This is a genomic window from Pseudomonas sp. LRP2-20, from assembly GCF_024349685.1.
In the GTDB taxonomy this organism is placed as follows: Bacteria; Pseudomonadota; Gammaproteobacteria; order Pseudomonadales; family Pseudomonadaceae; genus Aquipseudomonas.
Genome location: NZ_AP025944.1, coordinates 4,540,268 through 4,564,708, shown reverse-complemented (window position 1 = coordinate 4,564,708; position 24,441 = coordinate 4,540,268). Strand labels below are relative to the sequence as shown.

The window sequence follows — 24,441 nt, the reverse complement described above, 5'->3', positions numbered from 1 at the left end:
GTTCAGTTTTTTTTCAGCAGACGCGAGGCGTCCAGCGCGTTGCTTACCGCTTCGAGGTAGGTGTGGCCGAACCGGCGGTCAGGCTCCAGATAGGCGCCCTCGGCCCATTCGTTCCAGGCGTTGATGAACACCAGGCGCTCGTCGCCGAAGTTCTGCTCGCGGGTGTCGGTAATCGACTCCTCCAGCCATGCCTGGAAGGCCCCGGGCGTAGCCTGCTCGAAGCAGAACCCGGCGTGCTGGCGCCGTGCGGTATTGTCCCAGCCCGGCATTGCGCCCTTGAAGCGGGTGTAGCCTGGGGCAGGGCGCGATGCGTAGCGCACGGCGACGTCACGATAATCTGCAACATTCCCGGTGAACTCCGGGTTTACCACAGCGCCGCTTGGTGGCTTGATCTCTGCCATGCCTTGCGGCGGGAATTCCACTGCAGCGTCGCAGCCGAACGCAGAAGGCGGCGTATTGGCCTGGGCCAGTTCGAACGACTCGACCATGGCGATGTAGATTTCACCCAGCCCTTGCTCGCGGCACACCTTGCGCCACGTGGCAGCGGTTTTGGCGAAGTCGGGGAACAAGGTGACGCGGTAGATCAGGATCAGCGGGCGGCCGTCGATCTTGATGTAGCGGTCGTCTTTGAAGAAACGCATCAAGTCGTAAATGACTGCGACGTCATCCTCGTCGGTATGGGCCTGTGCCATCAGCACTTCCTGCTCCATACCGTCCCAGCGCCGGGTCCAGTTTTCGTTGGCCCAGCACAGGCAGAACGGGATATCAGGCTTGTCGCTGAGCAGCAGTTGCTCTACCGGGCGCTCCAGCAAGCGGTGGCCATCGAACCAGTAGTAATAGAAGCAGAAGCCGTGGATGCCGTAGCGCTGGGCCAGTTCGGCCTGGGCCTTGAGTACTTCTGTCAGGCGCAGGTCGTAGTAGCCAAGGTCAGCTGGGATACGTGGCTGGTAGTGGCCGACGAAGTTCGGGTAAGCCTTGCTGACGTTGGTCCATTCGGTGAAGCCTTTGCCCCACCATAAGTCGTTCTCCGGCACCGGATGGAATTGCGGCAGGAAGAACGCGATGAGCCGAGGGTCGAAGTTCTTTTCGATCGACGACGCCCACTTGCGGTTCAGCACGCTGATGTTCTTGGAGATACAGGCCATCTTGAAATCGCTGTCGGTGGCCGCAGTGGTCTTGGACAGGTGATGGATGATGGTGGCCTGTGGGTTGTAATAGATTTCATGGCCGTCGGCGCGAATGCTCAGGCACAGGTCGCTGTCTTCGCAGTAGCACGGCAGAAACTCTTCCGAGAAGCCGCCAAGGCGCTTGAGCAGGGCGGTGGGGGCCATCAGGCACGCACCGGAAACGTAGTCCACGCGACGGGTGTAGTTGAAGCGCGGTTCGTTGGGGTTTTCGCCAAAACCGACCATGGTCGCGGTGCCGTCGGTGGCCAGCGCTGCGCCCGCCTCCTGCAGGTGGCCGCTGGGGTAGACGAACTTGGGCCCGACGGCGCCGACATTGTCGTATCGATCGAAGGTGGCCAGCAGCGCTTCGAGCCAGCCGGCGGTGACCTGCACATCGTTGTTCAGGTAGACCGTGTACTGGCCATTGACCTTGGCCATGGCGCGATTGCAGTTGCGCAGGAAGCCCACGTTCTGCTCGTGGCGCAGGTAGCGGATGTTGGCCAGCGTGCCCAGCAGTGCCTGGGTGTCGTCGCTGGAGGCATCGTCCGCGACGATGATCTCGACCGGCATGCCCGAAGGCATGTGCCGGGCGAGGGATGCCAGGCATTCGATCGTTAGCTTGACATTGTTGTACACCGGAACGATCACCGACACTCGTGGCGCCGGGCCCGGGTCGCGGAAGCGCAGGCGTGCTGCTTTTTCAGCCAGCTCTTGCGGGCTGAAGTCCAGCGTCGCGATGGGCTCGACCGGCCGGCTGGCGCGATCAGCAGCCTTGGCCTGGGCGATGCGCGCGCGAACGCTGGGGTAGTCCTGCCATTCCCAAATGCCATCGGCGTCAGGCAGTGCCCTGGCGCTGAACGCGGCGGATGCGGGCGGCGCCTGGACTGCGGCGACGGCGGCCGGCGCCTCCAGTTTCTGCTGATAATCCAGCCAGCACTTGTAGGCGTAGAGGTCTTTGAAAATGAAAGAAAAATTACTGAACAACAAGTGCCTGAACTTCAAGCGACTATCAGTAGACAGAGGCAGCTTACGGTACGCCTCATAAATCTCGTTTTTTATACGTTGCTTCATTTGAGGCATATAAGAATTCCCATTCTCACAGGCTTGGTCTACCTATTCGGTTATTCATCAGGTCTGTCAGCGTTGTATTCGCGTTCTGGGCGAGCGCCCTATGCTGCGCGGCACGCCGAGCAAGGGCAGCAGGCCGGTACGCGGTGTTCAAGCGAGCCCGTTCGCAGGGCTGGCCACGCCGGGTTCATAGGTCGTCATCCAGGCGGGCAGGGCGCACCGGGGGCGCAACGTCCAGCCTGGACCAGAAAAATCATGAAATGTTCCAGACCCACACGACAGACAACCGTGTGCACTGTCCTGTTCGCACACGATGCAGGCCCGGGGCCGATGTTGCGCCTCGAAGCGAATAGGTTTGTTTAGACGGAGGCGTTTGTGCAAAGCGATTTCCACCTGAAAGTAAGACGTAAACGACGTCATCACATGGCCCTGTACCTTTGCCTGGGGGCCGATGAATGAATCACACGCTTGGATGTCGGTTGAAACGCCAGTTGAAGCCACTCCAACGGTCGATTGACCAAGGAAGCGCTGGCAAAAAAAGCCCAGCGATTTTTCCACGGATTTCATGAAAGACAAGCTGCCGATTGTGGCACAGCACCTTGGTCTGCGCTAGGGCAGGTGTCAGAACGGCGGCGCCGGAAATTCCGACACCGCTCGCATTGAACAATGGTTGCTGCGCATCGGAAGGGCGCGTTGGAGGGGGTTATTTCGGTTTCAGGAAAACCAGCATCTGATACGGGTCCTGCAGGAAGTGCTCGGTGCCCACCACCTGCCATTCGCGCCAATGATCCTTGATGTAGTCGAGGGTCATCGAACTGTCGCCATAGGTGATCTCGCCATTGACCTGTGCCGGTGTGCCGACACCGTGTGGGGTAAAGGCGAAGCCTTTGCGCTCGTGATCTTTGATCATCTGCGATTTGACCACCAGATGGTTCTGGCTGTCGGGATGCACCTCCCAGTACGATTTCGGGCGAACCGTGATGATCAGCAGGCCATCGTCGGCAATATGCTTGCGGCAGGCAGAAACGGCCGCCAGTGCGGCTTTTTCGGACAGGTGGGTGAAGACCGAATAGGCGTAGATGAAGTCGAACTTCATGCCTGGAAATGGCAGGTTTTCGGGAAGATAGTCGGATTGTGCCAGGTTGCCGGTGATGCCGCAGTCAGCGCAAATCTGCAGTGACTGGTCCCAAGGGTCGCAGCCGTAGATGTTCTCGGGCGCGGTGAATTTGTAGAGGAGGCGCAGCAGCCGTCCCCAGCCGCAGCCGAAGTCGAGGATTTTGGCATTGTCGAGTGAACGCCCCGAGAAGCGGTTGACGCCGCATTCCAGGGTGCGCATGAAGGCGCAGCTTTGCAGGAGGAGATCGTAACCGGATGAACCGTTCCAGTTACGCTGGATTTCGTCGGGTGCCATCCTGGGGAGGATGCGCCTGAGGTCTTCGTGGTGTTCGGGAACATTCAGCATCAGGTCGCCAACAACATCGATTGGCAGGGTTCTCAGGTACTTGAAGAATTTTCCTTTTTCGTTCGTGTGAGCCGCAAGAGACTTGTAAATGTCGACGCGATCCATCGTACCTCCTTGCTGTTGGTTATGTAGCTCGGATGAGGGATTTGACTGTACTCCATCCTTAATCCAAAGACCAAACCAGAATTTTTCTTGGAGTAAACGCACGGAAGGCGCGCGATGGACGCCGCAGGCTAACCGGGTGGAGGGGGCCAATCGGCGCAGTTTTATCATTCAAACAACGTGGAAAATATTTGTCAGGCCATAATGACCGCAGCATCCGAGATTTGCGACAGATTTACCAGGCCCTTGGGCGGCCGAAATGTTCATGCAACGGTTCTTTTCGAGGTAACGGGCTGCCAGCGCTGCCCGTACGCTCATTGGGCAATAGCCAGAGATTATTGGGTTCTGCTCTTGATGTGCTCTACGGATTTCAAGAATTTTTGATGGCGGTCGCTTTCACGCATCTGATCTAGAGTGTCGCACTTCATTCTAGACCAAGTCACACCTTCTCGAATTAGCTTGGCTGGAACGCCCCCATAAGCACATCCGGGAAGTACGTGTCCGGTTACAAGAGACGACTGACCTATAATTGCGTCCTGCCCAATGAATGCGCCTTTAGAAATTCGAACATCGCGACCTATCCATGCATGATCGGATATGATCACGTCTTGGTCCAGGTTTATCTTTTGGCCAGTAGCGGTGTCGTAAATAGAGTGGTGATCGCTTCGGTCAATTATGATTCGTGCAGAAAGCATGCAGAAGTCGCCGATCTCAATTTTCCCCTCGTCACCACTCAGGATGGTTGTCATGCTCTCTACTGTGGTAAATCCGCCAAAATAGAGTATTGAGTGATTGCAGTTTATTCGGATGTCTGCATTGCTTAGGCGGCTGTGCGGTCCCAAAAAAATAATATTATTGTTGCCATTGATCGAGATCTTCGAATTATTCGATTCGCTGTTACTTCCGCGTATGAGAACGTTGCCCTTGCCTGCCAAAGCTGGGTGTGTGATGTCACCTTTCACTTGGGTGGAAGCGAAGCAAGAAAGTACAGAGGGGTTTGCTGATTTGTTTTCGTTAAAATGTTGCACTGCTTCAACCAATTCGCTCCTGCTTTTAGCAGTCAGTCGATCCAGTGCGGCTTGCAGAATGGAACCTTGCATAAGTCCTCCCCGAGAAAATATGAAGTATCTAACCATGCGCGTCGTGCTGCAATAGAAAATTACGCCAAGGCAGAAAATGTTCGCTCGGGAGGTGCGTTATGAGCCATCGAGTCATCCTTAGCAAAGTTTGATGAAAGGTTTGCTTCAGTCGTCGACTGCACTGGCGAAAGAGTCGTAAGGTCGATTCGCAATCCTCAAGGATGCATTGCTTGCACAGCTTTCGGATAGGCAACGCTGATTAACTATCTATTGCAAGCTCCACTTTTGCCGATGTTGGCATATGAGGCCCTTCGCTGCCCGTTATCGGCTTAACAGATAACTCATTGCTTTGGCCGTATTTGAATTGGGATTCTAACCAGGTCTCGGTCGAAACTTAGTTGGCAGCTTTGATTGAGATTGAACTTTGTGTAGTAGAGGTAGGCGGTGTCATTAACCGTGCCGAAATTTTCATCAGAAGATGTGCTGTCAATTATTGAAGGGTATGCGCCAGCGATTTGAGTGTTCTGGCAGTGTTCGTTCCCCTTCAGTGTGATAATGGTCTCGGGTTTGCTCCAGTCTTTTAGGTTTTCAGATAGGGCGTAGCTAAATTGTATGTCTATTCTTTTGGTGGTATTATGTAATTTGGTTACTTCAAATACGGCGATGTATTGCTTGCTGGCTGGATGCCATAGCAGGCTGCGAACTTTGTATGGGAGAGTTTCTAGTATTTTGCAAGATTGGCCGTCTGAGTGAGGGGCTGTATTTTTATACAGTGGGTCGGAAAAAGCTTTGCCATTCCAAGCTAGCCAGGACCTAGGGCTTGCTAAGTTATTAGTTCTTGCCAAGCAATTTCCGCGGGCTTGTTTCTTGTAGGGGGCTGTGTTGAATAATGCGTAGTAATGTTCGCCAAGCATGACAATATTGGATGTTGTTAGGAAGCCAGTTGCTCCCTTGCGAGTATTCGAAAAACCAGCAGGGGATTTAGCGACAATATGATGTGGGGCGGGAGCAGAGCGGAAGTGTTTGCCACCGTCTCCAGAGTGTGCCAGAACTATTGCGCTCATCCAGCAATCGTGGCTGTCGTTATGCTGGCAATTATTGAACCATTTGCCGTGATAGTCGGAACTACCGAGGCTGTAGATATCTTGGCCTTTGTTAGTGCTATAAAAAGTTTGTAGCCAAATACGGGCATCATAGCGCTCAGGATTTGAATCGAGTGAGCCTGAGAATAACGTGTTGCAATCAGGTTTCAGGTTGTCAAGGCTCGAGCCTTTCAGGGGGGTGTTTTTATAGTGTGTAGCATAAAGGTATACCGAGCCATCAATGGAGTGAAATGCTCTTGCCGGAGAGTCTGGGATGTTTTCCTTGAAACATCGTTGTTTGCTCCAGTCAAAAATGGTTTCGATGTTGTGTGGCTGCGCAGTAATCTGCAATGGGGATGTGGCACCGCTGGCCTGGAGAGAGGTGATAATCGTCAGAAATAATAGCGGTATTGAGGTTTTTGGCATCGGTAGGTTTTGATTTTGTTTGTCAGGATTTTTTATTTAGCGTGGTCTGGGTTTTGGTGTCTTGGGAGTGGTGAGTGTTTATTTATGGGGCGGCTTGTTGTGCATTAGAGGAAGGGTGGCTTTCGGGGGTAGGTGAAAGCCACCTCTGCAGTCAAGCTGAAGCAATAGCAATAGCTATAGTGTTAGCGCTTGGCAATTCCGTTCTGCTGAAGGAAGGTTTGGTATTGTTCGGCGATAATTTGGCGATTTTTGTCAAAGGCTTGGCCATCAAACTCTACCAAGTGTTGCAGGTCTTGGACGTTTATCCCATCTTTCACAGCGTCAGCCATGACGAAAGGAATTTTGCATTTTTCACACAGTTCGCGAATGCGTGAATCATGAGCGATGCAGAGTCCGGGTACACCAGCTTGGATCGCGAGCATAACGCCATGGATTCTCGCACCCACCACGAAATCGAAGCGTCGCAAGTACTCCATCCATGCAGGGATGTTGTAGAAGGAAATAAAGTATTTTCGGATCCACTGAGCAAATTGACTGTCATCAAGGTTGAGCTTGAGGTAGCCTTTCAGTTTTTGAATATATTCTGGATTAACTGAGTCGAAATCATTGCGCGACAATGCCACCGCTTCGTCGGTCGCCTGCACGATATACATCCCATTGGTATCTTCCATCATGCGTACCAAGGAGGATTCAAGTGTGCTGAGCGCTTTCCAGTTAGGATGCCCTGCGGCAATGGCGACCTTGCTGACTTTTTTCTTGTACAACTCTTGCAGCTTGACGCCGTGATCAGTTGCCTTATTGATCAGCAGTGATGGGCAGCCCAAAGATACTGCTTTATCCCCAAAGCCGTAATGGTCAAGGACCCGCAGCGTATAGTCACCACGGACTGTGATATTCGGGTGGCTTGAAGCTGCGCGTGCTACCAATGCATCCAGCCAAGCGAGAGTGCCTTCTGGCAGCACAGGAATATCATTGTGGCCAACACCACCTTGAGCGCCGAGGCCGATGGCGACGAAGTTAGGTTTAAGCTGTTTGAAAACATTGGCCAACCCCCCCATGTTCATATGGGTTCCCAACTGGTTGGCACAGGGCATGATCCCAATATCCCCCATCGAGTTTATAATCTCAGGGTTCGTGCTCCAAGAGACGGTTCGCGGTACGGTACCGATAATACGGTTGATCGCGTAATGGAAAGCCAGGTTGCCAGTATTGTGTCCAACCAGATTGTACAGCTCTGGCGTGGCAATGCTATGGGAGGCCGCCACAGACTCATTCAGGCCGAAGGTAAAGATATTTGGCATGCGGATCTCCATTGTATTGACGAATGGTGTGCTAATGCCGCTAGCCTCACCATTGCGCTACTGAAATTCAAAGCAAAGCGCCTTTGGGCGCTTTGCTCTTGAACGGCTGGTTTCTACGCGGGCGACAAGTTCATCAGCGAGATTTTTTCATTTTTGGGGCCGCGCTGCGGGGTGATCTTGAGATGCTCGACTGCACATTCGGAATAACTGATAGGTTTGACGATGCCGTCGTGCAGGCTTTCCCAGAGCCCCTCGGTTGTAGCTGCTTCCAGCAGAGTGTCCGCCAGGTCGATGGCGTTGCGAGCTTCGAAGTGCAGACCGTTTACGCCATGGGTGACTTTCTCAGCCATGCCGCCAATGTTGGCGCAGATGACAGGGCGCCCATAAATGAACGCTTCCTGAATGACCATCGGTGAGTTTTCCCACCAGATGGAAGGCACCAGCACCCAGTCGATTTTCGCCAGTCTGCTCTTGAGTTGCGAGGCCTGGTAGGGCCCTGCCCAGCGCACACAACCCTCGGCAATCAGGGGCTGCATCAGGTCATTGATCTTTTTCTGGAACTCGTGAGATTGATGCTCAAGGTTTGCGCCGTGGAATTCAACGACGATTTTTTTGCGTTGCTTTGGTGTCAGCCGGGTGATGGCTTCAAGGAGCAGGTCGGCCCCCTTGAATTCATTGATCTGGCCGAAGAAGCCGAAGCGGTTGCGCGCCGATGTGGTAACCCTCGGCGGCGCTGGCTCAGCTTCGTCTTGTCCGTTTTCAATCACCGTGATGTTCTGTGGCTCGATGCCCCAGGCAATATAACGCTGGCGCAGGAACTCGGACGGAGAGACAAAGTGATCAACGAACTCGAAGTGTTCCTTGATGAACATCTCGCGAAGCCAGAATTGCTCTCGGCTGAACGAAGGGATGCAGCGATGGCAATCATCGATGGAAGACTCGTAGCAAAGCTTCTTGGTGCCGGCCTTGACCATTTGACCCTGCTGGTGACAAATGGCCATGTACTCATGCAGGGTCACGATCAGCTGGGCGTTAGGAAGCTCCTGCTTGATGATGCGGAAGTATTCCAGCCCAAGGTGGAAGTAATGGTGTGCATAGATCTTGGTCGGTTTGAGAGCCGCGATCATGGCGCGGAAACCATGCCATACCGCATGGGCGTTCGCTGCCTTGATAAGGAATGAGTTACCCAGGGATTGTTCCCACAGGTACTCGTCCTCTCGGCGCAAGCTGAAACTGCCAGTGGGGCCGTTACCGCGGTCCACGCGGCCTATGAACCAGGCTTTCTCCACGTCGGGGTTGTTCTTGAAGGCTTTGAACAAATTGTAGGCGGCAATTTCTCCGCCCCCCAAGTTGAAGTCTGGGTGGCCATGCGCCAGGACCAGAATGCGATCTTTGCTCATCGTGTTCACTCCGACTTGAATTTGTTCATGATCTTCTCGATGTTCTTGCCCCATTTTTTCGTATGGCGCCACGCGTTGAACCTGACGACCAGCGTTCGATACGAGACATCGCCGAGCAAGGTGAAGGACTGACGCTCGAGGTGGGTGAGCACCACGGAGGGGAGGTAGCCGATCTTCAAGTCTTCGGCGTGCACTTTCAAACACAGGTCCGAGTCTTCAAAGTCACCAATCAGGTAGCCTTCGTCGAGGCCTTCGATTTTGTCGTAGGTGCTACGCTTGATTGCAACACAGGCACCGGTGATGGCTGGTTTTTCCGTCAGGCCAACCGCTTGATCCAGCGCTGGATCAAGGCCTGCCAGTGGATGCTTGTTAAGCCATACGCTCCAGCTTTGCGAGTAGACGAACTGCATTCCGCAATGCTGGATACTGCCATCCGGGAAGAGCAGTCTTGGCCCGATCATTCCGTATTCAGGATTGTCTTCCAGGCATTGGCTGAGGCTTTCGACCCAGCCAGTGTGGCGGGGGAAAACGTCACTGTTGAGCAGGATCAGCGTGTCGCCTTTGGAATGCTTCACACCCAAGTTGTTGGCGCCGGAGAAACCTCGGTTACGGTGACCCCAGACAATTGTGAAGGGAACCTGATAAAGCTTGAAGAGTGATTCTGCTTCGTTGACGAAAGCGTTGATCAGCGCAGGGTCATCAATGACATAAACGATCTCTGCGCTTTCTTTGAACGCAGGGTCTTTGGCGAAAGCGCTCAGTTGGTGCTCGACGAAATCCCAGCGGCCGTACAACGGAACGATGACACTGGTTTTAACCTGCTCTTCGAGCAGACTGCCGAATTGCCAGCATGTAGCGGGTAAATCGTTTCTCTGATTTTCCAGATTTTTTTCGAAGATCAGAGAGTTTACGACATCGCCTTCCCAGGCGTTGAGCCGGGTATTGAAATCCTGCGCGGGAGTGGCCAGTTTGAACGCAAATTCCGCGTAGTTCACAGGGTCATCAGCGATCGTCGTCCAGCGCACTGTTGCGATAAGTTTGAACTGATCGCCCTTCTGCTCGACGACCGCGAGGTGATCTTCGATATCCTGTGGGTAAGGCCAGTCGGTTACAAAACCACCGTAGACGATTTGTGACGAGTATTCACTCTTGAAGATTTTCGCAATGTCATCGCGATGGAAGCGAAGGCAAGTCGAAAGGTCTTTCTTGTTGCCCTTCGAGTCGACCAGCCACAGCGTAACCCCGGGCTTGGCAATGCTCCAGCCCGAAATAACTCCGACTTTTCCAGGGATGGCGCCGCAGAGATCAATGTGGGCCTGGGCGTTGGTCGAACTTTCTAGTTCGAGCTCGCTGATGTCGAACGTATCGGCAAATGCCCTCTTCGACGGCAGCTTGTAAGCAAAGACGGTGCCTTCGAAGTTGAACGTCAGGTACAGGTCTTTAGGGGGTGGAGACGACAATTTTGCAAGGATGCGGTAACCGGAAACTTTCAGGCTCGACTGGTTGCCGATGGAGGCTTCCACATCTGCTCTCGAGGTCGTTGAAATCTCGCAAGGAATCGCTTTGTTGGGCGCCGCCAGGCAAAACGGCAGACCTGCTTGCGTGGCCCAAATATCCAGCTGGATGCGGCTGTCCGATTGCTGGATGCTATCCAGTTTGATAATGATTTTCTTCGAGCCGTTCTTCGCTGTCAGCGTGACCGGTTGTGTGGCGATATCGTTCAGCACAACGGGTGGGTTGGGTATGGCTTTTGATTGTTTAGGCTCGGGGACCACGGTTTCAGTATTCACTGCTTTTTCCCTGGGTGAATATTTTTTCAATGAGTGGGGGTGGGGGTGCTGGCGTACCCTGCCGGGTAGTTGGACTGCCAGCGCCAAGTGTCACGAATCATGTCCTCTAACGTACGGCTGGCGACCCAGTTCATTTCCACCTTTGCTTTCGCTGGGTTCGACCAACTCTCCGCGACATCGCCCGCGCGCCGCTCGGTAAAGGAGTAGGGGATGTTCTGTCCGGTCACTTGCTCGAAGGAGTCAATGATCTCGATAACGCTGTAGCCAGTGCCTGTTCCAAGATTCCATGTGTGAAGTCCCTTGTGCTCACATATGAAATCAAGGGCTTTCAAGTGGCCCTCGACCAGGTCGACTACGTGGATGTAGTCTCTGATGCCAGTGCCGTCTGGAGTAGGGTGATCATTGCCAAAGACTTTGAGTTCTTTGAGCGTGCCAATTGCCACCTGGCTGATGTACGGCAGAAGGTTATTCGGGATGCCTTGTGGGTGCTCCCCCAACAGGCCGCTTTCGTGCGCGCCGATTGGGTTGAAGTAACGCAGTAGCGCGATGTTCCAGCGCTCATCGGCATCGCTGAAGTCCCTCAGCATATCTTCGATGATCAGCTTCGTGCGCCCATAGGGGTTGGTGGGGCGTTCAACCTTAGTCTCTTCGCTGATCGGCATCTCAGACGGGCAACCGTAGACGGTGGCCGAAGAACTGAAAACAAAATTGAAAACGCCATGTTGGTTCATGGTCTTGAGCAAGGTGAGTGTGCCAGCGACATTGTTGTCGTAGTATTTTTCAGGCTCTCTGACGCTTTCGCCCACTGCCTTCAGGCCTGCAAAATGGAACACCGCTTCGATCGCGTGTTCACTGAACACCTGATCCAGCAGTGCGCTGTCTCGAATGTCACCTTCCACGAATACCGGACGCTTTCCGCAAATGTTCTCGACGTGATCCAGAGCCGCACGCAGGCTGTTGCTGAGGTTATCCAGGACGACTACGTTCTTGCCATTTTGCAGCAGTGCCAGCACGGCGTGGGAGCCTATGTAGCCCGCTCCTCCAGTTACCAAAACTGTGTTGCTCATCATTCAAGTCCTTCAGAAAGATTTTGTCGCTGTCGTGCTCGCATGCTTCTCAGCGCTCGGTTTTATCGGCGAGATTACCGCGTGCTTTCAGCGTATTGGGGGGGAGTGCCAAGCCGCCATAGGGGCCGCTGAGATAGTCTGCACTTAGTGCTGGGTGGTAACAGTCATCAACCTTTTGCGTAGGAGACCATCGCTTGATGAACGATTGCTGTTCACGTTGAGCTCGTGCTTTCTTTTCCGGTGTCTGATCCTTGCCCCGGCTGGCGGACTCCGCATGTATCAGTTGGGCAAATGCACTCCAGATCAAGTGCAGGCCTAGTTCGCGGATTTTCAGGCACAAATCGACATCGTTGAAGGCAACCGGGAATGCGTGCTCATCCAGCCCGCCCGCGGACTCGAAGATCGATTTGCGCACGAGCAGGCATGCCGCAGTCACGGCACTTTGCCGGCGACTGGCCTGGTTCATGCCTAGATAGCCTGGGTCATGCTCGGCAAGATCATTGCCGGTATGGGCAGCCAAGCCATTGATACCCACCACCACGCCGCCATGTTGCACCATGCGGTTGGGCCACAGCAGCTTGGCGCCCACCGCGCCGACACCGGGGCGCAGCAGTTGACTGACCATTTCCTTGAGCCAACCGCTATCAATGACTTCGATATCGTTGTTCACCAGGCCAATCAGTTCACCGGTGGCGAGGCTCACCGCGCGATTATTGATTGTCGAGTAATTGAATGGATGAGGGTGGGCAACGACCGTGACTCCACGCGTCTGGATTTCTGATAGGTAGCCCAGGGTATCGGGATCGCTGGACTGATTATCGACGACGATGATTTCCAGATTCGGGTAGTCGGTATCGTTAAGTAGCCCTTCGACGCACGCCCGCAGTAACTTGTACTGATCCCGCGTGGGGACGATCAGGCTGACGCGAGGCAGTTGTGCCGGCAGTGGCCAATGGGCTCTGAATAGCGTCGGGAATTCAGGCACGGCTGTCACCGACGTACCCGGTGCCAGGCGTTGGCACAACCATTCCATTGCCTGTTGACGCATTGGCGAAGGAGCTGCCTGCTCAGGACTGGCCGGTGCATGGCAGGCGCGGTGGTACAACACTCGCGGCAAGTGCACGACACTTGCATTGGTCTCTTGTGTGGCCAGAGCGATGCCTGCTGTCAGGTCGTGCCAGTTGACGGCAGTTGTACCTGCACGTGAGCCCAGCAGCGTCAGCGCTTGTTGGACAATGCTTGCTCCAAAAATCGCTCCAGATGTAAAAATATCCGCGCCAATGAACAGGTCGATATCCCATACCGGCTTGAACCACGGCAGGCTGCGTTCGCCCTGTGGTCCGTCGCGGTCGCAGTCGGCGTAGGCCCACGCGCTGCCATCGTCCAGCAGGGCGCTGAGATGAGGTATTGCCAATTTCGCCAACCGGTCACCAGCAGCAACGGGTAGGATGCGATCGCAACCGCTCTCCAGCAACTGCTCTAGGGCTGGCAACAGATCGGCAAAGGCGGCAGTCGCCAGTTGATGCACGTTCGCCCGGAATTCGCCCAGGCTCGCCAGGCTGGTTTGCTCGAGTGCGGCATCGCCTTCACTGATCAGCAACAGGCCAAGTTTGCCCTGCAGAGTTGGTGTTTCTTTGGCGTCCAGACGCTGGAACGCCTCGAACCATTGCGGGTAGTTCTGCCAGCCTGCGCTCTTTGGCAGACGCAGAGTTTGTTCCTTGGCCACTTCGGTGAGCAGTGCCAAGATAGCCGGCTCTTGGGTCCCGTCCAGTTGTTGCAACAAGCCCTCGACGCCTTCCGGCCAGCAGCACAGGCGTATGGGGCTGCCAGACAATGGTTGGCCTCGGTCGTCGACCACATCCAGAATGTGCAACTTGCCGTCCGCCAGTTCCCAGGGCAGGTCAATGGCAAAACCGTGATCGCTGGTGGCGCGGTATGCCAGTGCCTGGTTATGGGTATCGCAGGTCGCTTGACTGATGACCTGGTTGCCTTTACGCACGGTCACTTGCACGTGGCGGCGCGGTGCTTCGGGGTCCCAGCACCAGCCGCCGACTCGCAGGCCGCCGGTGTGCCATACCTGCGAGGTGACCGAGGAGGTGTCCTTGTTGGGCGCGGTGGGTAGCAGAACCTGGCCTTCCAGGATGAACGCCTGGTTGGCGATTCGCGCTGTGATCACCTGGGCCTCGTCCAGCCACCCTTGCCGCAGTTGCACGGCGAAGCCATGGAACTGATCACCAGCCGGCGCTTGCGGTTCGTACTGGTCGGCGCGGGCCAAGGCGACGCTGGTGCCATCGATGAACACTTCGATCACCGAGCGCTGCTCCGGTTGCGCAGCGTCCATGGCCCAGCCATGCAGCACGTCACCTTGCAGGCCGATGATGGCTCCGTTGAAGGCGGGGAGGGTGACGTGGCGTTGGGCCACCTGCGGCGTGTCCAAGAGGTGTTGGGTCATCAGTCCTGGCTCGGTGAAAAAGGCAAAAAGGAGAGGGCAGCTGCACCGGCTTCGCCAGCCAGCAGGCTGGCGCTGGCGTAGAGCGGCAGTGCCAGGTCGTTGGCCAGCAGCGGAGCGCTCCAGCCGGCGCCTGGTTCATCGATCAGGCTTAGAACGCCGTCGATGCCAGCGGACCGGACGAGTTCGGCAGGGCTGAAACCATGCAGCGCAGGCAGCCGATGCACGGCGCCCGTCGCCATCAGTGGTTTGAGCCACGGCGTGTCATTCTGGGCCAGCAAGCGCAGCGGCAGCCGCTCGCGGGTGATCTGCCTGGCCACCTGTAGCCAGCGCTGGGCAATGGCGGGGTTGCTTAGTGTGTCGCCGATCATCAGCGCACGTGGGGCTTTATCTGGCAATGTCACACAGGTGGAGGCGGTTGCCACTTGCAGGTTGGCTTGCGGGAAGGCAGCGGCATAAAGGGGGCGAAGGGCCTGCCACGGCAGTTCCACGCTGGTGGCTTCGCGGGCGAAACGTTGCCAGTCATAGTCGCCTTCCTGATTCAGCAGCCGGTCATCCCGGCATGCGATCCGGTAGGGAATGCCCAACAGAGCAGGCAGATCGCACAGTACGGTCGGGCAGCTAGCCAGCTGTTCAAACACCAACTCCTGGAGTGGCAGCTTGCGCAGGCATTCCACCAGTGGGGCGAAATCGCCTGGCAATTCGAATTCCAGGTTCAGCGCCAGTGGTTGCAACGGCGCCTGCAGCGCCACCCAGCGGCGATGGCTGTCACGCTGGCAGGTCAGGCTGAAGGCAGCGTCGCTGTGGACGCCAGCATGTATGTACAGGGCGCGGTCGGCCACTGCCGGCCAGCGTGCGCTGTGCTGCGCGGCTGCGGCTTCGCCCAGCTGGGCGAGGCGGGCGCGCTGCAAGGCTTGCCGGGCAGGTTTGATCGGGTCACGCAGGCAGAAGGCGTTGTAGCGCGCCGGCGCAGCTGGGTAGCGCTGGCGCAGAATGGCGTTGTTGTGGGCTACGCGCAGGGTTTTCTCGGCGCCGAACGAGATACCGCCTTGGTGCGCCACGAACACATTGGGCGCGCCCATGTGCCGCCAGCCTTGGTCGCGGGCGCGCAGACACCAGTCGGTCTCTTCGCCATAGCCGCGGGACAGGTGTACTTCGTCCAGATAGCCCACTTGGTCGAGTGCGGCCCGTTTGATGTACAGACAGAAGCCGCAGCCTGTCTCGATCTCCATCGGCGGGCTGGCGACTTGCCGGGCCAGCTCATCGAGTTCGGCCTGCTCCTTGGCGCTGGGCATGGCGTGGCTGACCTGGCTACGCGGGAAGCTCATCAGCTCGCCGTTGTTTGTGAAGGGGGTCACCGAGGCGATGCGGGCGTCGCTGTAGGCCACTTCGCGCAGGCGGTCGAGCCAGGCGCCGTGTACCCGGGTGTCAGCGTTCAGCCACACCACATCCTTGTTCGGGCTCAGGCCCATGGCGCGGTTCATGGTGCGGATGAAGCCGAGATTCACGGCATTGTGCACCAGCGTGATCTTGCCTTTCGCTGCCAGCGCCTTGAGGGCCTTGGCCAGCTTGGGCTGCGGCGTGGCATCGTCGACCACCACCAGGCGGTGGGGCGTGCGGTTGAGCTTGCGCGCTTCCAGGGCGCTGTTGATGCACTCCAGGGTTTCGTCCAGGCCGTCATACACCGGAATCAGCACGTCGACCGGTTGCTGCTCGCCGCCACCGTTGGCAGGGGGCGGCGGCACGAAGGCTGGCATGGCGAACACTGGGCTGCCGAGCAAAGGGTCGCCGTTGGCGAAACGCACGTGTACCGCAGCCGTCGGGTTGGGCACGCCGATGCGAATACCTCCGTGGCTGGCCGGCAAGCCGGCGGCACTGAGCAGCGGGTGGGGGGCATTGGCAAAGGTATCGACCTTGTTGCCGTTCACCTCCAGTTGCAACGCCGCCGGTGCCTGCGGGTTGCGCAGGTCGATGGCCCAGCCGTGGATTTCGCGACGCGCCTCGATATAGCGCATCACCCCGACGGTACCCGGTGCGTCAGCTTGCGCTGCCAGCAGCTTGAGTACCAGGGCCAGCTCGTTGGCTGCGCTGATCTCGGGCAGGTTGGCGAGGATCTGGCGGCGAAGCTCGGCGGGTGTCTCCGCCTGGCTGCGTGCTTGCCACAAAGTCATGCGCAGGGCAGGTTCGTTAGGTTGCTGCCGCCATGCCGTGGTCAGGTACATGCAGGCCAAAGCGGCGTGCCCCTGGGCTAGCAGGCTGCGGCCGATCAGGGCGTGGATGTCGGCGCGGTCAGGCAATGCCTGGGCGGCATTGGCAAAAAACAAAAAAGCCAGCTCAGGCGTCTGCGGCAATGCCGCGATGCCTTTCCACACCAGTGCCTCCGGCCGGTATTCGGCGGTTTGCAGGGCGCGCTCGAGTGCGGCGGCCGCCAGGGCAGGCTCATTGGCCTGGCGATGACGGTGGAAAATGTCCATGAGCGTTTCTCGCCCATGGTCGAGGAGTCTGGACATAAGCTTGGCTTGACTACAAAAAATAAAAAGAGGGGCGACCCGAAAGTCGCCCCTTTTTCGCATACACCCGGCCTTGCGACCGGGTATACGCTTCGCTACGACAGGGCTAGTTACACCTGGCCGTGCAGCACGACGACGTTGTCGTTGTGCTCAACAGCTTCGGCGGAACCAACGATGGCCAGCGCGACGTCGGTGTGCGAAGCACCGTTCGCCAGAGCAGCTTGCCAGTCAGCCTTGCCAGCTTCGTCTGCGGTACGGCCCAGAGCGGACTGGTACAGCGAGTCGATGAAGTCGCTGTCGGACTTCAGGCCAGCTTCGGTCGAACCGAGGAAGCTCTGAACCACGTCGGTGCGGCTGGTGCCGTTGAACAGCTGAGCGACCCAGGCGTCCAGGCCATCCTGATCCGCATCGCGGCCCAGAACGTTTTCGTACAGTTCACGTACGAAGGTGGCGTTCGACTGATCCAGCTGCAGCGCTTCGCTGGATTGAGCGATGGCGGCTGCCACGTCGTTCAGCGAGCCACCGTTGGCCAGCACGGCTTGCCAATCGGCAGCACCGGCTGCATCAGCGTCGCGACCCAGCAGAGCTTGGTACAGCTCGTTGATGTCGGCAGCGTTGACCTTGCTGGTGAACTCGGAGGAGTTCAGGAAGGCGTTGGCGATGTCGGTCAGCGAGGTGCCGCTGTTGACTGCGCCGACGAACGCCTTGGTGCCTTCCAGGTCGGCATCGCGGCCCAGCAGGCCTTGGTACAGACGCAGGGCAGCTGCTTCGTCTTCGCTCTGCGCCAGGGCAACGGTGTCACCGTTGGCGAAGGTCAGGAACTCAGCGTTGCTGATCTGGGCAGTCTGGTTGCCGGTCAGGTTGACGTTGAAGTTGTTGCCAACGGCGAAGTTGTAGGCATCGCGCGAGCCGTCCAGCTGGACAACGTCGAAGCCTGCGCCAGTGTCGACCACGTCAGCGTGGTTGCTGCCGCTCAGGATCACGGTGTCGGTGCCCGAACCGGTCTTCACGTAGTTGTTGCCAGCGCCAGCGATAACGGTGTTGTTGCCGTTGCCGGTGATGATGGTGTCGTTGCCGTTGCCAGCGTCGATCACTACGTTCTGGTCGCCTACGGTGATCACGTCATCGCCGTTGCCGGTGGTGATGATCTGGTCGTTTTGGCTAGCAGCTACGTTGACAACCAGGTTGGCGTCGCTTTCCAGAACGAAGACGTTGGCGCCAGCGGCTTGAGCGGCGGACAGGTCAACGGTGACCTGGTCGGCCACGTTGCCGACGACTACGCCGGTAACCACGTTGGCAGTGCCGGACTCAGGCAGAACCAGGTTCACGCCGTCGAAGGTGGCGAGGTTGACGGTAGCGCCTTCTTCGTTCAGGCCCAGCAGCGAGTTGATGGCATCAACGGTGGTCGACGAGATGTTGGCGGTAGCCAGGTGGTCTTGCAGTTCCGCGACGGGATTATCGTATTGCATCATTCATTCCTGTTACTTCAAGCCGATTGGCTTGCTGCACTGATTTTCTGCGGGTGCGCAGAGTTTTCCCACGGAGACTTAAAGCGGGCAGCGTTCATCTTCGTAACGGGAGTAATGGCGATATGCAGCGCCACCAACGGCTCGGTGCCGGTGGGGCCATGCATCATCTGATTGGCGATCAGGCGTTGTGGTTCGGCGCCGGCGAACACGATATGGCCTGTCAGTTCGTAGCGTTTGCGGTGTGGGCCGACCAGGCTGAAGCCGGCGCTGAGCAGCGGCAAGCCCTGGCCACGGGCACCGATGAAGGTGCCGGTGGAGACATTGCGGCTGGGGCCGGAGCCGGCCACAGTGCCGGTGTACAGCAGGTCGACGCCGGCCGGTTTGTTCGGCCAGTTAATCGCAAACCCTTCGAGGAATTCGTCGCTATCCGGGGTGCCGGCCCAGCCCTCTTCGGAAATGACTTCACCGGCCTGTTGCAGGTGTGCGGTCAGTTCCAGGGCGATGGCGGGCGGCGCGGCAAGCGTAGCTGCGGCTTCGCTGTTGGCAACCACGGCGAAGGTACGCATGATCGCAGGCGAGGTGTCGATGCGGTCGATGCGCAGGTCGATCGGCTCGATGACATCGTCGAACATGTGGTATTCGGTGATCAGCACGGTGGTCACGCCACCTTTCACCCGGGCGACGATGGTGTCGCCGAGCTTGGTCAGCATGTTCTTGCTGACGCCCTCTGCGGGGAAGAAATCGATGGAGCCTTTGCCCAGTGGCGCTTGTTGCAAAGCGATGCACACCGGCTTGTTGGCAGGTGGTTGGGAGGCATAACGGAAGATGTACATGCCTGGCTCGAGCAGCGTGACGCGCGAGCTTATTTTCAAGCCGTCAAGGGTTTGTGAAGGCAGAGACATGGCCTTGTTAAGCTCCTTTTAAATCCGAAACACCGGCAGCTAACTTGCTCAAACCTGTGCATGCACTACGAACGGCCAACGAGGGCTCCTTGCGAGGGGCGAAGATGCAGTGGCGAGGGAATGTTGTCAACTGTCGAAGGTAAAATAAATTTCATTTTTTGACTGAACTAAATGATCTGAACAGCGCTCCGAGCGTGCGAAATGGTGATTAAAAGGTTGTCGGAACGATAGTTCTGTTTCTGGTTAAAATCTTTGTAAATCAGTATGTTATTGTTTTTGTATTGATTAGGGTCAATGTTTTGGCTTTATTTGCGCCCGTTTTACCTTCTGCCGACCAGCGGTAGCACCATCGGCGGCAGGTCCGGCCGGGGGGGTGGCGTATTGCTGCCTATGTAAGGCTGAGCCCTCAGTGGCTCTAAGCGTTTGCCTAGGACGTTGCAGCCCCAGGCTCGGCTGTCACTGTTTTTTCATGTAAGGGATTGTCAGCTGGCTGTTCGTCGGCCTCTGCGCCGGGCTGGCCGGATTCATGCACGCCGTTCATCAAAGTGGGTGTTACACTGCCCGCCGTTTTCCGCCTTCTCAGTATGGATACCATGAGTTCTCTTACCGAAAACAACCTGCGCGCCGCCCTCAAAGCCTGTAAAAGCAGCTTCCTTTCGGTCGGTTTCTTCAGCTTCTTCGTCAATGCCCTGATGCTCGTCCCCACCTTCTATATGATCCAGGTGTCCGGGCGGGTGATTCCTTCGAGCAGTACCTCCACGTTGCTCATGCTGACCTTGATCCTCACCGTACTGGTGGTGACCATGGGTTCGTTGGAGTGGGTGCGCTCGCGGATCATGGTGCGTATCAGTAACCGGCTGGATGTGATGCTCAGCCGCGACGTTTACCGGGCAAGCTTCAAGCGCGCACTCAACAGCGGCGGCTCGGACGCTACCGCGCAGTCGCTCAATGACCTGACCGCGTTGCGCCAGTTCTTCACCGGGCCAGGTTTGTTCGCCTTCTTCGATGCCCCCTGGTTCCCCATCTACACCATCGTCATGTTCCTGTTCCACCCCTGGTTCGGTTTCATGACGCTGGCCTGTGGTGCGGTGCTGACCGTGCTGGCGGTGGTCAACCACAAAGTTACCGGGCAGGCGTTGGCCAACGCCAACAAAGAGAATGTCGCCTCCAACGTCATCACTACCAAGACCTTGCGCAATGCTGAAGTCATCGAATCGATGGGCATGCTCGAAACGCTGATGAACCGTTGGGCCAGGCGCCAGCGGCAGATCATGCTGCTGCAGTCCGAAGCCAGTGATAAAGGCGGCATCGTCACTTCCACCTCGAAGACATTCCGCACCTGGTCGCAGTCGATGATGCTGGCTATTGGCGCTTACCTGGTGATAACCCACGAGATCAACCCCGGCCTGCTGATGGCCGGTTCGCTGCTACTCGGTCGGGCGCTTTCGCCCATTGACCAGATGATCGGCAGCTGGAAAGGCTTCGTCGCCGCCAAGGTGCAGTACGAGCGCCTGAGCAAGGTGATGGACGACCTCAACAAAGAGCCGGAGCGCATGCCGCTGCCGGCCCCGGAAGGCCAGATCCAGGTCGAGAACCTGATCGTCGCGCCACCGGGCGCCAAGGCAGCGGTCATCCGCAACATTAGTTTCGTGGTGCCGGCCGGCTCCATCGTCGGTATCGTCGGCCCGAGTGCGGCAGGCAAGTCGACACTGGTGCGCGCGCTGATGGGCATCTGGCCCCCTCAGCACGGCGTGGTGCGCCTCGATGGCGCCGACATCGCCAGTTGGGACAAACAGGCGCTTGGCCCTTACGTCGGTTACTTGCCACAGGACATCGAACTGTTCGAAGGCAGCATCAGCGACAACATCGCCCGTTTCGACAAGGTCGATCCGCAGAAGGTCGTGCACGCTGCGCAAATGGCTGGCGTTCACGAGATGATCCTGATGCTGCCGGACGGCTATGACACCGTGATCGGTAGCGATGGCATCAACCTGTCCGGTGGCCAGCGCCAGCGCATTGGCCTGGCCCGCGCCTTGTACGGCAACCCGCGGCTGATCGTGCTCGATGAACCCAACTCCAACCTGGACGATGTCGGTGAGCGCGCGCTGGGCGTCGCCCTGCAAAAGCTCAAGGAAACCGGCGCCACGGTGTTCATTGTTTCGCACCGCCCCAACATCCTCACACGGCTGGACCGCGTCCTGGTGATGGCCGGCGGCACCGTGTCGATGTACGGCGAACGCGACCGTGTCATCGCCGAACTGGCTGCGCAACAGGCCAAGGCCCAGCAGCGCGTCGGCCAGCCCGCCGTCGCGCAACCTGCGGCCTCTGCACCACATCCGGCTGCCCCCGTGGCACCAGCTGTTGCGCCCGTCAGCACGACCAGCACCGGCGCGTAAAAGGATTTATCGATGAGCAGTAAAGCGATCACCACGTTCGACCACAATTTCGACGACATGCCCACCTCCGACCGCGGTATCCGCCGGATCGGCCTGACCATTGTGTTCGTCACCTTCGGTATCTTTGGCACCTGGGCGGCGTTTGCGCCATTGAGCAATGCCGTGCATGGCTCCGGCGTGGTTACCGTGCAGAACTACCGTAAGACCGTGCAGCACCTGGAAGGCGGCATTGTCAAAGAGCTTCACGCCCGCGATGGCGACCGCGTGAAGAAGGGCGACCCGCTGATCGTGCTGGACGAGAGCCAGTTGAGCGCGGAGTACGAGTCCACCCGTAACCAGCTGATCGTGGCCCGCTACAAGGAGGCGCGTTTGCGCGCCGAGCGCGATGGCCTGCCAGCGATTCCGGTCGTGGCCATGGAAGGTACCGATTCGGACCGTGCCACCGAGGCGCTGGCCGGCGAACAGCAGGTGTTCAAGGCGCGCCGTGACTCGCTGCAAGGCGAGATTTCGGTCAACCGCGAACGCATCGAGCAGATGAAGCAGCAGATCGTCGGCCTCAACGACATGATCCGCACCAAGACCGGGCTGGAGAAGTCCTACAGCGGCGAGATCAAGCAATTGAGGGAACTGCTCGCCGAAGGCTTCGTCGACAACCAGCGCCTGCTCGAGCAGGAGCGCAAGCTGGACCTGCTCAAGACCGAGGTCGCCGACCACGAGTCGACCATTACCAAGACCAAGCTGCAAATCGGTGAAACCGAGCTGCAGATCGTACAGTTAAAGAAGAAGTTCGACGCCGACGTGGCCAAGGAACTGTCCGACGTGCAGGCCCAGGTGTTCGACCTGCAGGAAAAGGAGGCTGCGCTGCGCGATCGCCTGTCTCGCGTGGTCATTCGAGCCCCGGAAAGCGGCATGGTGCTGGACATGAAGGTGCACACCATTGGCGGTGTGGTCAGCGCGGCTACGCCGTTGCTGGACATCGTCCCGGCGTCCTCGGAACTGGTGATCGAAGCCAAGGTGGCGACCAAGGATATCGATCGACTGGAGCTGGGCAAGACCGCGGACATTCGCTTCAGTGCCTTCAACCAGGCGACCACGCCGGTGATCGAAGGCACACTGGTGCGTATCTCCGCTGACAGCCTGACCGAGGAGCGTACTGGCGACCAGTACTACCTGGTGCGAGTCAAAGTCACCGAAGACGGCATGAAGAAACTCGGCAACCGCAAGCTGCAACCTGGCATGCCAGCCGAGGTCCTGATCAACGCAGGCGAACGCACCATGCTGCAGTATCTGCTGAAGCCGGCGCGAAACATGTTTGCCGAATCGCTGATCGAGGAATGATTGTGCTGCGTTTGCTACCCGGTGTACTGATCTGCATGACCGCCTGGCAAGTGATGGCGGATGAATCCAAGGGCGTGGTCACTGCGCCTTCCAAAGGGGTTTCGGCATCCACATACGCCTTGGACCTTGCAGGTCTGTACCGCGAGGCGCGCCTCGAGGATCCGCGTGTGCTGGCAGCCTACGCCCAGGCGCGTTCGGCTTCCGAGAAACAGCGTGAGGCCTTGGGCCAATTGCTGCCGCAGGTGTCGGCCAATGCCAACTCCAGCCGCGTATTGCGCAAGAACGAACTCACCCGCGACATTTACAACAACGAATCCTACGCGCTGAGCCTGACCCAATACCTCTACAACAAGCCGGCCTGGGAGCGCTACCAGAAGTCCAAAAGCGTCAAGGCGCAGAAGGGCGAGCAGGCCGAAGACACCTTGGCCGAGGCGACGGTGGATCTGGCCAAGCGCTACTTCGTGGCCTTGGCTGCCGATGATGAGTTGGCACTGGTGCAGGCCGAGCGTCGCGCCACCCAGAAGAACCTAGACCGCGTCAGCATGATGTTCGACCGGCAGATGGCCAAGATCACCGACAAGCTAGACATGCAGGCGCGGGTCGATGCCCTGGCTGCGCAGGAAGTGGATGCGCGCAATCAGGTGCTGGTCAGCCGTGAGGCATTGGCCGAGATCGTCGGGCGGCCGATCACCGAGCCGTTGAGCCGCGTGCGTAACGATGTCACCCTGCAGGCGCCGACTCGGCCGCTACAGAGCTGGATTACCCAGGCCGTCGAAACCAATCCACTGCTCAAAGCTTCGCAAAGTGGCGCAGAGGCTGCCAATGCGGCGGTGCGTGAGGGCAAGGGCGAGCATTACCCTCAGCTTTCGCTGAGCCTCAGTGCGCAGCAGAGCGACCAGGGTTATGACAACACCCAGGCACCACGCAGCGATAGTTATGTGGCCACGCTGGGGGTAAAAATCCCGATCTACAGCGGTGGCTCCACGTCGGCGCGGGTGCGCGGTTTGTATGACGATCAGCTCGCAGCCGAGGTGCAGGCTGAAGGTATCCGTCGGCAAGTGGTCAAGGAAACCACCACGGCTTACCTCACGGCGCAGTCCAGCGTCGAGAAGATTCGCGCCAACCGTAACGCCTTGTCGTCGGCGCAGCAATCGAGCGTGGCGGCGCAGAAGGCTTTCACCTTCGGCGTGGTGAATGCGGTGGATGTGCTGACTGCGGTGCAGAACGAGTTCAAGGCGCGCCGGGACTTGCTGAAGTCCCAGTATGACTTCATCACCAACCTGTTCCTGCTCAACCGCTGGGCGGGGGAGCTCAATCAGGACAGTGTCGATCATGTGAATGTCTGGCTCAGTCCGGTCCCTGAAACCGGCCTGCCCGGCGGCGACGTGGCGCGGCTGGAAGCGCGTCGCTAAGGCCATTTGCAGCGCGGCGTCA

Annotated in this window: 15 protein-coding genes; 3 read left to right on the top strand and 12 right to left on the bottom strand. The window is 57.7% G+C overall.

Annotated features, from left to right (window positions below; all coding sequences use genetic code 11):
* Positions 1-2: 2 nt before the first annotated feature.
* The 12 genes from OCX61_RS20470 to OCX61_RS20415 form a co-directional block, all read right to left on the bottom strand.
* A complete protein-coding gene (locus OCX61_RS20470; protein WP_261941130.1) occupies positions 3-2,153 on the bottom strand; it encodes a glycoside hydrolase family 99-like domain-containing protein in 2,151 nt (716 codons plus the stop codon).
* Between the two features lie 784 nt (positions 2,154-2,937).
* The gene (locus OCX61_RS20465; RefSeq protein WP_261941129.1) at positions 2,938-3,801 is read right to left on the bottom strand and encodes a class I SAM-dependent methyltransferase; all 864 of its coding nucleotides are present in this window, start codon (positions 3,799-3,801) and stop codon (positions 2,938-2,940) included.
* Between the two features lie 332 nt (positions 3,802-4,133).
* Positions 4,134-4,898: an acyltransferase gene (locus OCX61_RS20460; RefSeq protein ID WP_261941128.1), complete on the bottom strand. Its 765-nt coding sequence runs from the start codon at positions 4,896-4,898 to the stop codon at positions 4,134-4,136.
* A gap of 320 nt (positions 4,899-5,218) precedes the next feature.
* On the bottom strand, positions 5,219-6,385 hold the full coding sequence (locus OCX61_RS20455; RefSeq protein WP_261941127.1) for a hypothetical protein: 1,167 nt from the start codon (positions 6,383-6,385) through the stop codon (positions 5,219-5,221).
* 182 nt (positions 6,386-6,567) lie between these two features.
* Positions 6,568-7,686, bottom strand: a complete 1,119-nt coding sequence (locus tag OCX61_RS20450) for a polysaccharide pyruvyl transferase family protein (RefSeq protein WP_261941126.1) — start codon at positions 7,684-7,686, stop codon at positions 6,568-6,570.
* Between the two features lie 113 nt (positions 7,687-7,799).
* On the bottom strand, positions 7,800-9,086 hold the full coding sequence (locus OCX61_RS20445; RefSeq protein ID WP_261941125.1) for a glycosyltransferase family 4 protein: 1,287 nt from the start codon (positions 9,084-9,086) through the stop codon (positions 7,800-7,802).
* A 5-nt stretch (positions 9,087-9,091) separates the two neighbouring features.
* Positions 9,092-10,876, bottom strand: coding sequence for a glycosyltransferase family 2 protein (locus tag OCX61_RS20440; RefSeq protein WP_261941124.1), 1,785 nt, complete (start codon positions 10,874-10,876; stop codon positions 9,092-9,094).
* Between the two features lie 26 nt (positions 10,877-10,902).
* On the bottom strand, positions 10,903-11,943 hold the full coding sequence (galE, locus tag OCX61_RS20435; RefSeq protein ID WP_261941123.1) for a UDP-glucose 4-epimerase GalE: 1,041 nt from the start codon (positions 11,941-11,943) through the stop codon (positions 10,903-10,905).
* A 49-nt stretch (positions 11,944-11,992) separates the two neighbouring features.
* Complete coding sequence (locus OCX61_RS20430) at positions 11,993-14,395, bottom strand: glycosyltransferase family 2 protein (RefSeq protein ID WP_261941122.1); 2,403 nt, start codon at positions 14,393-14,395, stop codon at positions 11,993-11,995.
* Positions 14,395-16,866, bottom strand: coding sequence for a glycosyltransferase family 2 protein (locus OCX61_RS20425; protein WP_261941121.1), 2,472 nt, complete (start codon positions 16,864-16,866; stop codon positions 14,395-14,397). The genes OCX61_RS20430 and OCX61_RS20425 overlap by 1 nt, the downstream gene beginning before the upstream one ends.
* Before the next feature lie 146 nt (positions 16,867-17,012).
* Complete coding sequence (locus tag OCX61_RS20420) at positions 17,013-18,371, bottom strand: DUF4214 domain-containing protein (RefSeq protein WP_261941120.1); 1,359 nt, start codon at positions 18,369-18,371, stop codon at positions 17,013-17,015.
* A gap of 17 nt (positions 18,372-18,388) precedes the next feature.
* Positions 18,389-19,267, bottom strand: coding sequence for a hypothetical protein (locus OCX61_RS20415; protein ID WP_261944345.1), 879 nt, complete (start codon positions 19,265-19,267; stop codon positions 18,389-18,391).
* Between the two features lie 599 nt (positions 19,268-19,866).
* Between OCX61_RS20415 and OCX61_RS20410 the strand changes: the two genes are divergently transcribed.
* The 3 genes from OCX61_RS20410 to OCX61_RS20400 are packed head-to-tail and all read left to right on the top strand — an operon-like array spanning position 19,867 to position 24,419.
* On the top strand, positions 19,867-21,669 hold the full coding sequence (locus OCX61_RS20410) for a type I secretion system permease/ATPase (protein WP_261941119.1): 1,803 nt from the start codon (positions 19,867-19,869) through the stop codon (positions 21,667-21,669).
* A 12-nt stretch (positions 21,670-21,681) separates the two neighbouring features.
* The gene (locus OCX61_RS20405; protein WP_261941118.1) at positions 21,682-23,007 is read left to right on the top strand and encodes an HlyD family type I secretion periplasmic adaptor subunit; all 1,326 of its coding nucleotides are present in this window, start codon (positions 21,682-21,684) and stop codon (positions 23,005-23,007) included.
* 53 nt (positions 23,008-23,060) lie between these two features.
* Positions 23,061-24,419, top strand: a complete 1,359-nt coding sequence (locus tag OCX61_RS20400; protein ID WP_410011122.1) for a TolC family outer membrane protein — start codon at positions 23,061-23,063, stop codon at positions 24,417-24,419.
* The last annotated feature ends 22 nt before the right edge of the window (positions 24,420-24,441 follow it).

What these genes read in the sequence shown, in the direction of transcription:
- OCX61_RS20455 (WP_261941127.1), bottom strand. Translation starts at nt 6,385, where the DNA reads ATGCCAAAAACCTCAATACCGCTATTATTTCTGACGATTATCACCTCT.
- OCX61_RS20400 (WP_410011122.1), top strand. Translation starts at nt 23,061, where the DNA reads ATGGCGGATGAATCCAAGGGCGTGGTCACTGCGCCTTCCAAAGGGGTT.
- OCX61_RS20450 (WP_261941126.1), bottom strand. Translation starts at nt 7,686, where the DNA reads ATGCCAAATATCTTTACCTTCGGCCTGAATGAGTCTGTGGCGGCCTCC.
- OCX61_RS20465 (WP_261941129.1), bottom strand. Translation starts at nt 3,801, where the DNA reads ATGGATCGCGTCGACATTTACAAGTCTCTTGCGGCTCACACGAACGAA.
- OCX61_RS20430 (WP_261941122.1), bottom strand. Translation starts at nt 14,395, where the DNA reads ATGACCCAACACCTCTTGGACACGCCGCAGGTGGCCCAACGCCACGTC.
- OCX61_RS20405 (WP_261941118.1), top strand. Translation starts at nt 21,682, where the DNA reads ATGAGCAGTAAAGCGATCACCACGTTCGACCACAATTTCGACGACATG.
- OCX61_RS20445 (WP_261941125.1), bottom strand. Translation starts at nt 9,086, where the DNA reads ATGAGCAAAGATCGCATTCTGGTCCTGGCGCATGGCCACCCAGACTTC.
- OCX61_RS20425 (WP_261941121.1), bottom strand. Translation starts at nt 16,866, where the DNA reads ATGGACATTTTCCACCGTCATCGCCAGGCCAATGAGCCTGCCCTGGCG.
- OCX61_RS20410 (WP_261941119.1), top strand. Translation starts at nt 19,867, where the DNA reads ATGAGTTCTCTTACCGAAAACAACCTGCGCGCCGCCCTCAAAGCCTGT.
- OCX61_RS20420 (WP_261941120.1), bottom strand. Translation starts at nt 18,371, where the DNA reads ATGCAATACGATAATCCCGTCGCGGAACTGCAAGACCACCTGGCTACC.
- galE (WP_261941123.1), bottom strand. Translation starts at nt 11,943, where the DNA reads ATGAGCAACACAGTTTTGGTAACTGGAGGAGCGGGCTACATAGGCTCC.
- OCX61_RS20460 (WP_261941128.1), bottom strand. Translation starts at nt 4,898, where the DNA reads ATGCAAGGTTCCATTCTGCAAGCCGCACTGGATCGACTGACTGCTAAA.